Annotated in this window: 14 protein-coding genes; 6 read left to right on the top strand and 8 right to left on the bottom strand. The window is 49.2% G+C overall.

The annotated features are described in order from the left end of the window. The first annotated feature begins 160 nt into the window (after positions 1–160). On the top strand, positions 161–1,000 hold the full coding sequence (locus CSQ89_RS16820; protein WP_099407251.1) for a symmetrical bis(5'-nucleosyl)-tetraphosphatase: 840 nt from the start codon (positions 161–163) through the stop codon (positions 998–1,000). On the opposite strand, the gene CSQ89_RS16815 is transcribed toward CSQ89_RS16820, so the two are convergent. The 8 genes from CSQ89_RS16815 to CSQ89_RS16780 form a co-directional block, all read right to left on the bottom strand. Then, complete coding sequence (locus CSQ89_RS16815; RefSeq protein WP_099407250.1) at positions 954–1,697, bottom strand: lysophospholipid acyltransferase family protein; 744 nt, start codon at positions 1,695–1,697, stop codon at positions 954–956. The two genes, CSQ89_RS16820 and CSQ89_RS16815, sit on opposite strands and share 47 nt — an antisense overlap. Positions 1,698–2,167: 470 nt before the next feature. After that, on the bottom strand, positions 2,168–2,362 hold the full coding sequence (locus CSQ89_RS16810) for a DNA gyrase inhibitor YacG (RefSeq protein ID WP_099407249.1): 195 nt from the start codon (positions 2,360–2,362) through the stop codon (positions 2,168–2,170). A gap of 5 nt (positions 2,363–2,367) precedes the next feature. Further along, entirely contained in the window at positions 2,368–3,198 is an 831-nt protein-coding gene (gene zapD / locus CSQ89_RS16805) for a cell division protein ZapD (protein ID WP_308418169.1), read from the bottom strand. Then, on the bottom strand, positions 3,198–3,818 hold the full coding sequence (gene coaE / locus CSQ89_RS16800; RefSeq protein WP_099407248.1) for a dephospho-CoA kinase: 621 nt from the start codon (positions 3,816–3,818) through the stop codon (positions 3,198–3,200). Before coaE ends, zapD begins: the two co-directional genes overlap by 1 nt. Before the next feature lie 5 nt (positions 3,819–3,823). Beyond that, positions 3,824–4,699, bottom strand: a complete 876-nt coding sequence (locus CSQ89_RS16795) for a prepilin peptidase (RefSeq protein WP_099407247.1) — start codon at positions 4,697–4,699, stop codon at positions 3,824–3,826. Between the two features lie 5 nt (positions 4,700–4,704). Further along, entirely contained in the window at positions 4,705–5,928 is a 1,224-nt protein-coding gene (locus tag CSQ89_RS16790) for a type II secretion system F family protein (protein ID WP_099407246.1), read from the bottom strand. A gap of 25 nt (positions 5,929–5,953) precedes the next feature. Next, complete coding sequence (gene pilB, locus CSQ89_RS16785) at positions 5,954–7,666, bottom strand: type IV-A pilus assembly ATPase PilB (RefSeq protein ID WP_099407245.1); 1,713 nt, start codon at positions 7,664–7,666, stop codon at positions 5,954–5,956. Between the two features lie 233 nt (positions 7,667–7,899). Next, the gene (locus tag CSQ89_RS16780; protein WP_255408657.1) at positions 7,900–8,538 is read right to left on the bottom strand and encodes a cytochrome C assembly family protein; all 639 of its coding nucleotides are present in this window, start codon (positions 8,536–8,538) and stop codon (positions 7,900–7,902) included. Between the two features lie 267 nt (positions 8,539–8,805). On the opposite strand from CSQ89_RS16780, the gene ffh reads away from it, so the two are divergent. The 5 genes from ffh to rplS all read left to right on the top strand — a co-directional run bounded on the left by ffh (position 8,806) and on the right by rplS (position 12,366). Next, the gene (gene ffh, locus CSQ89_RS16775) at positions 8,806–10,155 is read left to right on the top strand and encodes a signal recognition particle protein (RefSeq protein ID WP_099407243.1); all 1,350 of its coding nucleotides are present in this window, start codon (positions 8,806–8,808) and stop codon (positions 10,153–10,155) included. A gap of 93 nt (positions 10,156–10,248) precedes the next feature. Continuing rightward, complete coding sequence (gene rpsP, locus CSQ89_RS16770; protein WP_099407242.1) at positions 10,249–10,491, top strand: 30S ribosomal protein S16; 243 nt, start codon at positions 10,249–10,251, stop codon at positions 10,489–10,491. A gap of 24 nt (positions 10,492–10,515) precedes the next feature. Beyond that, positions 10,516–11,064, top strand: coding sequence for a ribosome maturation factor RimM (gene rimM, locus CSQ89_RS16765; protein ID WP_099407252.1), 549 nt, complete (start codon positions 10,516–10,518; stop codon positions 11,062–11,064). A gap of 1 nt (position 11,065) precedes the next feature. After that, positions 11,066–11,827, top strand: coding sequence for a tRNA (guanosine(37)-N1)-methyltransferase TrmD (gene trmD, locus CSQ89_RS16760; RefSeq protein WP_099407241.1), 762 nt, complete (start codon positions 11,066–11,068; stop codon positions 11,825–11,827). A 158-nt stretch (positions 11,828–11,985) separates the two neighbouring features. Further along, positions 11,986–12,366 carry a 50S ribosomal protein L19 gene (gene rplS, locus CSQ89_RS16755; RefSeq protein WP_099407240.1) on the top strand — a complete coding sequence of 127 codons (381 nt, stop codon included), beginning with the start codon at positions 11,986–11,988 and terminating at the stop codon, positions 12,364–12,366. Positions 12,367–12,546: the final 180 nt, after the last annotated feature.

The following is a 12,546-nucleotide window of genomic DNA, read 5'->3' as shown; positions in this document are numbered from 1 at the left end:
AAACCGGGCGATGTGCATCAATTGGAGGCAGATTGACCTCAACTGCTCCAACCGCCCGGTGCGGACCCGCATGCCGGGTGGTGTGGCAGGGGTCGGCCAGAACATCTGGTCGCCCCTATGCCGATTTGGCAGTTAAAAATTAAGGATGAGAAAAATAAGAATGGCTAACTATGTGATAGGTGATATTCAAGGGTGTTATGCCGAACTAATGTCTTTATTAAATAGTTTTTCATTTAATCCCACCGTTGATAAAGCTTATCTTGTAGGGGACTTGGTAAATCGGGGTCCAAATTCCCTTGAGGTTCTTCGCTGGGTTTATGCTAATCGAGAGTCTGTGCGGATGGTGTTGGGCAATCATGACTTACATTTCTTGGCCGTTGGGTATGGGTTGGTAAGGCAAAAGAAAGGGGATACTCTATCAGCACTATTAGCAGCACCGGATTGCAATTGCCTATTGAATTGGCTTCGTATACAGCCACTTGTGCGCCAAGTTGGGCAGTACATAATTGTCCATGCGGGTCTATTGCCGTTATGGACCATTGGCCAAGCGCTTACTTTTTCTAGTGAGGTTGGTTTTGTGTTGGCGGGGGAAGGATATTGTGAGTTCCTGAGCAAGCTGTATGGCAATCAACCTGCTAAGTGGAAGCCTGATTTAATGGGGGTAGACCGTTTACGCTTGATCGTAAACATTTGTACACGTATGCGTATGGTTGATTCTAACTGTCAGTTAGACTTAGGCTTCAAGGGTGAATTGAGTGATGCCCCTGCCAATTTGTATGCGTGGTTTGATATACCTAACAATAGAAATGATGGTTCTGTATTGGTCTTTGGACATTGGTCAGCCCTGGGACTTTTGCAAAGAGACGACATCATTGCACTGGATACTGGTTGTGTATGGGGTGGAGCATTAACAGCTATTCGGTTAGAAGATAAACAAGTGTTTCAAGTACCTTCTAGCTTAGCCCCACAGTTTGAGGGTCTTGGCGCACATTTAAACTAAGGTGATTGGTAATTAGCAGCCGTGCTTGGTTGGCAATGTCTTTGCGACTGGATTGATTTGAAGCAATAAGTGGAAAGTAATGAAGTCTTACTTCTAGTAAGGGTTGGTTTACCAGCTGCATTATGGAGGCAAGTAGGCTCATTTCCCCGATATAAGCGGCAGCTGTACTGCGCTGCCCATATTGATCGTAATAGCTGAGTGCGACCGGTAGTATATAAGCATGGGCATCTACTGCCGGTTGGAGTAACGATGCATTAAATGCCATGGTAGTCATGCCACATGTAGTGCCTCCTTCCGGAAATATTGCGACGCAGTTGCCTGCCGCTAGTATTTTCGCAATTTGTTTATTTACTTTGTGAGTATCGTGCCGCCGCTCCCGTTTGATAAAGAGCGTTCCGGTTTGCTGGCATAGCCAACCAATAAATGGCCAGTTACGCACTTCTGCTTTGGCGACGAAGCGCGAAACAAATACAGTGTCTAAGACAAAAATATCTAGCCATGATATGTGATTAGCCACCAGCATAGCATTACTAGGTCGATGGCTTGGTGCATTGTTGATTACCTGGATATTTAAAATGTGACAAAGTTTACGTGCCCAACGACTAATCCTTGCTTCCCGGGTTTGATTTTCACGCAGCATTGGAAAAATAAGAGCGACCTCAAGAAGTCCAAAAAGGAGATGCAAGATGAGGCGCATTATGCGCCAATAGCGAATGGGGGTGGAGGTTTTCACAGTGGGTGAATTTATGGTTTACTTGCCACAAATAGAGTTATTTGATTTGAATTATGTGAATTGGTTGAGCTGGGTAATGAAGTGCTGTCTGTTGGTGGAAAGCGAGCCATTTAAAATGCACGTATAGTCTGTTTCTATAGCGCATATATCTATGTAGATCACTTAAATAGTACTTGAGGTGCGAGCATTTTCTTAAGGGTTTCTGCATGTCAATACGCGCAGAATAGATCATTATGTCTGGAGCGGATAGGTGCCAGTCGACTGTAATGTTGGATTTGCGCGCCGTACCTGTAAGCGAGCTAAGAAAACTTTGTATTAGGAATTAAATTTAAAGAATTAGTATTCTTATATATATGTAGCTTGGCTGGTTTAATAAACGTCAGCTAATAACTAGATATCTACGGTTTCCGTAGATTAAAGAATTAATTCAAAATTCAATCGCTTGGTGATTCTTCATCCTGTAAATGAAGAATATCACCAGGAACACGATACTGTTCACTTGCCCAGGCGCCAAGATCACACTGCTTGCACCGCTCGGTACAAAAAGGACGCCATTGATTTTCAATAGACCAAAGAACGAGACCACCACAGGTTGGGCAGTAGATCTGTTTTTTAGAGGTAAATGTCATGTAAATTAAAGATTGCAAAAGGCGAGAAGGAAGTCGACATCCTGGTCGCACTGACGGGGGCGGTCAGAGCCTGCTGCTGGAGAGACAAAGCGCACATTAATAGCGTATTTGTTTGCGGAAAGTTCAGGAACGAGGGGTAAATCTTTGGCCAGGGTTACTTTTAATAGCTGAACCACTTTCCCTCCGGACATTTGTTGAAATGCGCCACCCTGTGCTGTTAACGGAAATACCTTAGCGCTATTACGTAAAATCCGAAGGACGATATCAATCCCATCCTTAATTGGTAACATTGGCCCCAACCAGCTGTTGATAGCCCGCTGCCGTTCTTGAACGGGCTGCTGCTGCCAATAATGGTAGGAGGGCAGGTCAAATTGGCAAGCACCACCGGGTATTCCTGAGCGTTGCTTAATTGCCATAAGCCATTCATTCTCGCGCAAGTGCTGAGCAAACTTGCCTGTCGGTTCAAGAAGCCTCGTATGGGTATGCTCAATATCTGCAAGCACCATATCCAGAGCCTCTTCGGATATCTGCGGATTGTCCCGGAGCCCTTCTAGGGTCTGTCGTTGGCGCTCCAATTCTTGCAATAGATCAGATTTCAGATCTGCGCGCCCTGCAACTTCCATGATTTCAAATAAGCACAGCAAAGCCGCATGATGTTCCAACGCATGTTCACGGTTGGAAAAAAATGCGGCACGATTGTACAAATCCTCAAGCCGTAAAAGGGTGCGGATTCGTTCATTAACAGGGAATTCGTAACTGATCACGTTGGCCGAGCCGGCTGCTTGTACTGAATTAGCGTCTGATTGTGCAAGATTAATGCTGCTTTGACAAATCATTACAATGAATCTTGTTGTAATTCAGCTGCTTGCGTGTACTTTCTGTGCAGAATTCTAACCTTCTCCTCAAGTGAAGCTAAGTCCCCGTCATTGAGAATGCTGTTGTCAGCTCTTCTGCAGCGATCGGTTCGTGATAGTTGCTGGCGCATAATGGCCTCCACTTCCTGCGGACTTAGATGGCTTCTAGCCACAACACGTGAGACTTGTAAGGGCTCTGGGCAGTCAACCACTAGAGAGGTATTGATTACCTCTTGATAGCTGTTGGTCTCAAATAGTAAAGGAACAGCTAACAATGCATAAGGTGCTTGGGCAGGGATGGCTCTAAGCTGACGGTGCGCTTCACGTTGAATAATAGGATGAAGCCGGCCTTCCAGTCTGTGCTTGGCATCAACATCAGCAAAAATGAGTTTTCTGAGCTTGGTCCGTTCGATGGCCCCATTGTTATCTATAAAGCCGGGGCCGAATAAATCGAAAACAGCTTGCGCACCAGGCATATTGGGTTGACTTATGGCATGGGCAATAGCGTCAGTATCAACAAGTGGGACACCAAAACTTTCGAAGATCGCAGTGACGGTGCTTTTACCAGATCCTATCCCGCCAGTTAATCCAACTATATACATGGCAACTAAATGGCCCAGAGTAAGTGTTGTAAGTCATTTCCCCAAATCAGTGCGATTACGCCGGCTAGGACAAGGTAAGGGCCAAATGGAAGTGGCTTGCTCCAACCTCGGCTAGCTAGGAGTGTTAGGGTAATACCAATTATCGCGCCAACAAGAGAAGAGAGCAGGATGACAATGGGCAGGGCTTGCCAGCCAAGCCAAGCACCGATGGCGGCGAGCAACTTAAAATCCCCATATCCCATGCCCTCTTTGCCAGTAACCAGTTTGAACAGCCAATATACTGACCACAGACTAAGGTAGCCAAATACAGCACCGAGTAGTGCGTCACTTAAAGATACCAATCCACCTACTAAGTTAAAGAGCAGCCCTAGCCAAAGCAACGGAAGCGTCAAGTCATCGGGTAGTAAGTAGGTGTCCGCATCGATCCAAAACAGGGCGACAAGAAACCAAATGAATACAATGGTGCCGGCGGCGATGAAGCCCCAACCAAAATAGGCGGCTATTCCAGCTGATAATAAACCAGTACCAAGTTCAACCAGGGGATAGCGGACTGAGATCGCAGTCTTGCAGTGCCGGCATTTTCCTTTTAGCAATAGCCAGGATAACACTGGAATATTGTCATAACTCGCTATTGGGCTACCGCAACCTGGACAGCATGACCGAGGGGTGATCAGGTTGTACGGGGGTTTGGTAGAATCTTCTATCGGTATCGTATCCGTCGGTTGATTGAGAAATTCACATTCCGCCCTAAAGTTGGCCTCCATCATTCTGGGGAGGCGATGAATAACAACGTTTAGAAAGCTACCAACTAGCAGTCCAAGTAGAAAAACGGTGATCACAAATAATGTAGGTTGGTGGGCCAATACATACCACAAGCTCATCTGTATTAACCGCCTACGGCAGCGCCCATCTTGAAGATTGGTAGGTACATGGCAATGATGATGCCGCCAATGATCGGACCCAATACCATCATGATCATGGGTTCCATCAGGCTAGTCATGGCATCAACTGCCTCGTCCACTTCTTGTTCAAAGAAGTCGGCAATCTTTCCGAGCATTGCATCTAGGGCACCAGACTCCTCTCCAATGGCTACCATTTGCAGAACCATGGGGGGGAAGACTTCACTGTTCTGCATGGAGACCGTTAGGCTCGTACCAGTACTGACTTCATTTTGAATACGCTTGGTGGCATTCGAATAAACGATATTACCGGATGCACCACCCACTGAATCGAGCGCCTCAACAAGCGGTACGCCGGCAGCAAACATGGTAGACATGGTACGTGTCCAGCGAGCGATAGTAGCTTTGCGAATGATATCGCCAAAGACCGGTAGTTTAAGTGCGGTGCGATCCATCCAGCTTTGAAAAGCAATCGAGCGTTTCTTTAGTTGAATTAACGTATAAATACCGCCGCCAATCACCCCAAATATTGCCCACCAATAACTTGTGAATATTTCAGAAATATCGATCACGATTTGTGTTGGCATAGGGAGGTCAGCCCCAAATCCGGCAAAAAGATCTTTGAAGGCAGGGATAACAAAAATCATGATCACTGTAATGATGATGAATGCGGCAACAATAATGGCTATAGGGTAGAAAAGCGCAGACTTAATTTTACCTTTAATAGCCAGGATCTTTTCCTTATAAGTAGCCAAACGATCTAGCAATGCATCAAGAATACCCGCTTGTTCTCCCGCTTGGACCAAATTGCAGAATAGCGCATCAAAGTACAAAGGATGCCTACGGAAGGCAACGGTAAGGCTGGATCCGGTCTCTACGTCATTTTTAATGTCAAGCAAAAGTTTGGTAAACCGTGGATTGCTATGGCCCTTGGCGACAATATCAAACGCCTGTAGTAGCGGCACGCCGGATTTCATCATTACCGCCATTTGGCGGGTGAAGAAAGCAATGTCTTTTTCGCTAATACTCTTTCCGCCAGAGGTGGACTTTTTCTTAATCTTTGTAACATTAATACCTTGCCGACGCAAAGTGCTGCGGACCACTGTGTCACTGGCTGCCATTATTTCGCCTCTGCGGACTTTTCCTACTTTGTCTTTTCCTTCCCATGAGAAGGGGTATTCTTTAGCCTTTGCTTTCTTATCCGCAGCCATATTCTTGCTCCTTGCTACTACAGTCTTATTCGTTAGTAACGGCTTCTACTTCAGTCAGCGAAGTCATACCTTGCTTTACTTTTAGTAGGCCTGATTGGCGAAGGTCGCGTACGCCTTCTCTACGGGCTTGATCCGCAAGTTCGATGGAATTGCCTTGTCGCATAATGATACGTTGCATTTCTTCTGAAATTGGCATGACTTGGTAAATACCTACCCGCCCTTTGTAGCCGCTTCCTTTGCATGTATCACAGCCTACGGGACCATACGGTTGCCAACTGCCATCTAATTCTTCTGGCAGAAAGCCCGCTTTTATTAATGCTTCAGGGGGAATATCTATAGGTTTTTTGCACGCTGAGCAAAGTTTGCGTGCAAGACGTTGGCCAGTGATCAGAATTACTGCTGAAGCAATATTGAAAGGGGCAATGCCCATATTCAGCATACGTGACAAGGTTGCTGGGGCATCGTTGGTATGCAGGGTGGAGAACACCATATGGCCGGTCTGTGCGGCTTTTATTGAAATATCAGCTGTTTCCAAGTCGCGAATTTCACCGACCATGATGATGTCAGGATCTTGACGCAGGAAGGATTTCAACGCGGCAGCAAAAGTTAAACCCGCTTTGTCGTTGACGTTGACCTGATTAATACCGGGAAGGTTAATTTCCGCTGGGTCTTCTGCTGTCGATATATTGATGCCAGGTTCATTCAGGATATTTAGGCAAGTATAAAGAGACACAGTTTTACCCGAGCCTGTTGGGCCAGTAACCAGAACCATGCCATAAGGCCGGTGTACCGCTTCAAGTAGCGCCGCTTTTTGATCCGGCTCGTAACCCAAGGCGTCAATCCCCAACGTGGCAGAACTTGGATCGAGAATCCGCATACAAATTTTCTCGCCAAACAAAGTTGGCAAGGTAGAGACACGGAAGTCGATAGCGCGGCTCTTGGACAGAACCAGCTTCATCCGTCCGTCTTGTGGAACGCGTTTTTCAGAGATGTCCAGTTTGGAGATAACCTTGATCCGCGAAGCCATTTTGTCTTTGATCGCGAGCGGAGGCTGTGCGACTTCGCGCAGAACGCCATCAATTCGATAGCGGACGCGATAAAATTTTTCATAAGGTTCAAAATGAATATCTGAAGCCCCCGAATTGATGGCATCCAGCAATACTTTTTGAATGTATTTAACAACAGGTGCATCGTCGACATCTAGCGATGCACCTTCTGGCTCGGCACTGGGTTCGTCGCCGCCAGCGATGTCCATTTCATCTTGATCTACTACCAAATCTTTTAGATTGGCACCACTGGCCTCTATGAGTTTTTCAATTAATTGGCCTAGCTTATTGTCCTCAACCACTACGGGCTCAATCATGGCGCCGGTCTGAAATTTTGCATCTTCCAGCGCTTTGATATTGGTAGGATCTGAGATACCTACAAACAACTTTGTGCCACGCTTATAGAGTGGAACGATCCGTCGGGTCTGCATCAATTTTGGATCGAGTACCCCGGGTGGAATATAGGCTGAATCAAGTTGTGCCAAATCCAGCAATGGATAGCCGAAAGTCGTAGCAGCAAATTCTGCTATTTGTGCAGCATTAAGTTTTTTGCTGGCGACTAATGCCTGGACAAAAGTACTGTTACTGGTTTGGGCCTGAGCGTGGATCGCTTCGGCATCCGCCTCTTGTAGGCGGCCTTGCTGGACAAGCGCGCGGGCGATGCCGGAGAGCGGTGTTGTTGCTTGCGCCATAATCGAGCTTCCTTGCAAAAAATCGACGCATATCGCGTCGGGCCTAGACGTTTAATTACTGAAGGCTGACAGAAATAATGCCTTTGTCAAGTTCGTCTGTAAAGGCGCAAAGCCTTGCTCTACTTGGATTAAGCGCAGTTTTTCGCGATAAAGTAAAAACTCAATATTTTTAATTTGCATATTGGCAGGCTTTGAGTTGTCGGTTGAAACATGCCAAACGAGTCACGTCCAGGTTATCGTCTGATCAAGCTATCCAGCACGAAGCGATTACCAATATAGGCCAGAAGTAAAAGCGCGAAACCAATCAGTGTCCAATTTATTGCTGTCCTGCCTCTCCACCCCCGTGTTTGCCGCCCCCAAATGAGTGTGCCAAACACCAACCAGGCGCAAAGAGAGAATATGGTTTTGTGATTCCAGGTAATTGCTCGCCCAAATAGTTCTTCGGCAAAGACAGTGCCAGTTATAAGTGTTGCGGTTAATAGGGTAAAGCCGAGTGCCAGGGTTGAAAAAAGCAACTTCTCAAGGGCTAGCAGTGGGGGCAATTGGCGGAGCAGGCCTTGGGCAGGATGATGTAAGTCTCGATCGGCAAGCCGCATTAATGCTGCCAAGCCTGCGGCAACAGAAAAGAAGCCATAGGACAACATTGCTATCGCAAAATGGACTTGCATCAGCGTTGCAGAAAGCCAGGGGGTGGGGTGTCCTGGAGGAAGGAGCTGGCTGGCAGCCAGGGTAACGGTGGCAACCGGTAATAGCACGGTTTGCAGTCCTTCCAGGCGAATCATAAATGCGGCAGTCCAGTAGATGAGAACTGAGAGCCAAGTTAGCAGGCCCAGCGCCTCGCGCGCGCCAAAATGCGGGAGTGCCTGAGTCAATGGTGCGAAGGCAAAAGGGGTATGCAACAGCAGGAGGGCGCCTACAAGAGCATGCTCATACTGTTGTTGTCTTGTACTGGGTGGCGCGGCATTGTTTCGTCGTACTCGCGTAATCCAGACAGTTAGCAATAGGTACCCAAGCCAAATGGCTGATGCGTACCAATTCAAGGCGGCAGAGGTAAAGGGATTCAAGTGCTTAACTCGGGTAAACTTACGCGTTCGAGTTTAACAGAGCGCCGGCGAAGCCGTGCCGATTGAGAATCGTCTATGTTCGATAGCCTTCAGAGTCGCCTTTCCTCCGTCGTAAAAAATCTGCGTGGCCACGCGCGTCTTACCGAAGACAACATTGCTGAAGCCATGCGTGAGGTGCGTATGGCGCTGCTGGAGGCCGATGTGGCCTTGCCTGTGGTGAAGTCCTTCGTTGCTGATGTGAAGGCGCGCGCGGTCGGTGAGGAAGTCATGGGTAGTCTTTCCCCGGGGCAGGCAGTAATCGGGGTGGTACATGATGAGCTGAAGAAGCTGATGGGTGAACACAACGATGCCCTTAATCTGGCGGCGGTCCCCCCCGCCGTCGTACTGATGGCCGGTTTGCAAGGTGCGGGTAAGACGACCACCACTGGCAAGCTTGCTAAACGCCTCAAGGAGGAATCAAAGAAAAAAGTACTGGTGGTATCTGCTGACGTATATCGCCCTGCAGCCATTGAGCAACTGAAAACTTTGGCTGGGCAGGTGGGGGTGGAGTGGTTTCCCTCCGATCCCGCGCAAGCGCCGGTTGAGATTGCCCGCGCCGCGCTTGATTACGCTAAAAGGCATTTCTTCGATGTCTTGATTGTGGATACAGCAGGTCGGTTGGCAATTGATGAAGCCATGATGGCTGAGATCAAAGTACTGCATGCCACGGTGAACCCGGTTGAGACCTTGTTCGTTGTGGATGCGATGCAGGGGCAGGATGCCGTCAATACCGCCAAGGCATTTAGCGAAGCTTTGCCGTTGACTGGGGTGGTTTTGACGAAACTTGATGGTGATGCCCGCGGCGGCGCGGCATTGTCGGTGCGACAGGTGACGGGTAAGCCCATTAAGTTTGTGGGTGTGGGTGAGAAGGTTACGGGATTGGAGCCCTTTCATCCTGAACGAATGGCGTCGCGTATTCTGGGCATGGGAGACGTACTGTCTCTGATTGAACAGGTGCAGCAGACGGTCGATGTGGAAGAGGCGCAGAAGCTTGCCAAGAAAATGAAGACTGGCAAGGGCTTCGACTTGGAGGACTTCAAGGCGCAGATTCAGCAAATGAAAAAAATGGGTGGTATGGCAGGCTTAATCGATAAGCTTCCGGGCATGGGGCAGATGGGCGCTGCGATGCAAGGACCGGATGCAGACAAGGCCATGCGCCGTGTTGAAGGGATTATCAACGCCATGACAATGGAAGAGCGCCGCAAGCCTGAGTTATTGAAAGCGAGCCGTAAGCGCCGTATTGCCGCAGGCTCAGGTGTGTCCGTTCAGGAGGTGAATCGTCTGCTTAATCAGTTTGAGCAAATGCAAAAGATGATGAAGCAGTTCTCCGGTAAGAATATGTTCAAGATGATGAAGGGTATGAAGGGCATGTTGCCGGGGATGTAATCGCTTGAGTTGAAAGATGTTCTTGCGGGAATGCGTGGCCTGGAGGTAAAATCCGCGCCTTTTTACCGTCTAACCGATATTTAGGAAACACAAATGGTTGTGATCCGTCTTGCCCGTGGTGGCGCCAAGAATCGCCCGTTCTTCAATGTGATCGTGGCTGACAAGCGTTGCCGCCGCGACGGCCGCTTTATCGAGCGCATTGGTTTTTATAACCCTGTCGCCAAAGATGGGGAAGAAGGCGTGCGTATTGCTGCTGACCGTTTGAATCATTGGATCGCCAACGGTGCCCAATTGGCGGACAGTGTCAAGAAGCTGGTCAAGAACCTTCCGGCTTGATGGCCAAAGGTGATTGATGCCGACATGAAGCCGGCTAAGCAACAGCCCATCGCTGCCTCTGTTGCCGGTATCCCGGCTGACTTGGTGCCGATGGGTTTTGTCGCAGGCGCATTTGGTATCCGAGGTTGGGTAAAGGTCGTTGCCGATACCGAGTTTGTAGATAGCTTGTTTGAATACCCGGTCTGGTGGCTGGGTCGTAACGGCCAGTGGCGTGCTTACAAAGTATTGGACAGTAGCGCCCAGCCTAAGAACATCAATGCCCAACTTGAGGGTGTGGATGATCGTGATGCCGCTGCGGCGCTAAAGGGAATGACTGTTGCAGTCCCCCGTAGCGAGATGCCTGAAGCTGACGAGGGTGAATACTACTGGGCTGACTTGATTGGCCTGGAAGTAGTTAATCTTCAAGCGGAACGTTTGGGCGCTGTCCATAGCTTGCTTGGCACCGGCGCTAACGATGTGTTGGTAGTAAAGGACGGCGATACTGAGCGATTGATTCCCTTCGTCGGTGCAGTTGTCGTGTCTGTTGATCAAGCCTCTGGCCTGATTCAGGTCGATTGGGGCTTGGATTACTAAAGTGCATTTTGATGTCGTTACTATTTTCCCAGGCATGTTCGATGCGCTTGCTGAGCATGGCGTAACACAACGGGCATGCGACCAAGGGATTTTTGGTTTGCGTTGCTGGAACCCCCGGGATTACGTAACAGACAATTATAGGCGCGTGGATGATCGGCCATATGGCGGTGGTCCGGGGATGGTAATGCTATCCGAACCGCTTGAAGCTGCCATTGAAGCTGCTCGCACAGCGAATCAGGTCGATGGGCACGCGCGCTCGAGGGTGATTTATATGTCGCCCCAAGGTGCACCGCTGGATCATGCTACGGTGATGCGTCTGGTTGTCGAGCCCAGTTTGATAATTATTGCAGGCCGTTATGAAGGTATTGATGAGCGTGTGATTGCTCGCCAAGTCGATGAAGAAATCTCGATTGGTGACTACGTACTTTCAGGTGGCGAGCTACCGGCCATGGTGCTGATTGACAGCATTGTGCGTCACCTGCCCGGTGTATTGAATGACGCCGCATCGGCGCAGGAAGATAGTTTTGTGGATGGGTTGCTGGATTGCCCGCATTACACCCGTCCAGATGAATACCGCGGCATGGCGGTGCCGGATGTCTTGATGTCCGGTAATCATGCCCATATCAGGCGTTGGCGTCTGAAGCAGGCATTGGGGCGGACGTGGTTACGTCGGCCTGAGCTGCTGGCTCAGCGTCAGCTGACAAAAGAGGAAGCTCGGCTTCTCCGTGAGTTCCAAGCTGAATATCAGCCGGATAACACGTAGAGAGGTATCGCGTAGAAAGCGAGTGAGCACGTTGAGATCGTTTTGAGAAGCGCAGCTGTACATGAGTACAGCGAGCATCGCAGGAGCGAAGTCGACGTGCGTAGCTGCTTTATGCGTGATACCGGAGAAGGAACAAGCTTCACAACCGGAGTATTACGATGAACCTCATCGCAAAGCTGGAACAAGAAGAAATCGCCCGTCTGGGCAAGACCATTCCCGAATTCGCCCCTGGCGACACCGTGATTGTCCAAGTCAAGGTGAAGGAAGGTAACCGTGAACGTCTGCAGGCTTATGAAGGTGTCGTGATTGCCAAGCGCAACCGCGGCTTGAACAGTTCCTTCATCGTGCGCAAGATCTCGTCGGGCGAAGGTGTGGAACGTACGTTCCAAACTTATTCCCCGCTGGTTGCCTCGGTTGAAGTAAAGCGTCGTGGTGATGTCCGCCGCGCCAAGCTGTACTACCTCCGCGATCGTTCGGGCAAGTCCGCACGTATCAAGGAAAAGTTGCCAGCACGTAAGGTTGTGGCTGCTGCAAAGTAAGTCGACCAGTACACTGGTTTGGAAACGCGAGAGCCGTAAGGTCTCGCGTTTTTTTATGTGCGCCCAGCATGGGCGCACTCCTGCGGGTGGAAGTCCCGCCGTAAGTTGATCACAACGAACGAAGTGAAGCGCAACTGCGTGAGGGCGACCGAGCGTGGGAAGGAAGCGTGGATCGTAAAC

Source organism: Chitinimonas sp. BJB300, from assembly GCF_002735695.1.
Lineage (GTDB): Bacteria > Pseudomonadota > Gammaproteobacteria > Burkholderiales > Chitinimonadaceae > Chitinimonas.
This window is presented reverse-complemented; position numbering and strand designations above follow the sequence as displayed.

Coding starts and splice junctions, on each gene's coding strand:
- rimM (WP_099407252.1), top strand. CDS start 10,516: ATGAAGCCGGCTAAGCAACAGCCCATCGCTGCCTCTGTTGCCGGTATC.
- coaE (WP_099407248.1), bottom strand. CDS start 3,818: ATGTATATAGTTGGATTAACTGGCGGGATAGGATCTGGTAAAAGCACC.
- CSQ89_RS16795 (WP_099407247.1), bottom strand. CDS start 4,699: ATGAGCTTGTGGTATGTATTGGCCCACCAACCTACATTATTTGTGATC.
- CSQ89_RS16820 (WP_099407251.1), top strand. CDS start 161: ATGGCTAACTATGTGATAGGTGATATTCAAGGGTGTTATGCCGAACTA.
- CSQ89_RS16815 (WP_099407250.1), bottom strand. CDS start 1,697: ATGCGCCTCATCTTGCATCTCCTTTTTGGACTTCTTGAGGTCGCTCTT.
- pilB (WP_099407245.1), bottom strand. CDS start 7,666: ATGGCGCAAGCAACAACACCGCTCTCCGGCATCGCCCGCGCGCTTGTC.
- ffh (WP_099407243.1), top strand. CDS start 8,806: ATGTTCGATAGCCTTCAGAGTCGCCTTTCCTCCGTCGTAAAAAATCTG.
- zapD (WP_308418169.1), bottom strand. CDS start 3,198: ATGATTTGTCAAAGCAGCATTAATCTTGCACAATCAGACGCTAATTCA.
- rpsP (WP_099407242.1), top strand. CDS start 10,249: ATGGTTGTGATCCGTCTTGCCCGTGGTGGCGCCAAGAATCGCCCGTTC.
- CSQ89_RS16810 (WP_099407249.1), bottom strand. CDS start 2,362: ATGACATTTACCTCTAAAAAACAGATCTACTGCCCAACCTGTGGTGGT.
- rplS (WP_099407240.1), top strand. CDS start 11,986: ATGAACCTCATCGCAAAGCTGGAACAAGAAGAAATCGCCCGTCTGGGC.
- CSQ89_RS16790 (WP_099407246.1), bottom strand. CDS start 5,928: ATGGCTGCGGATAAGAAAGCAAAGGCTAAAGAATACCCCTTCTCATGG.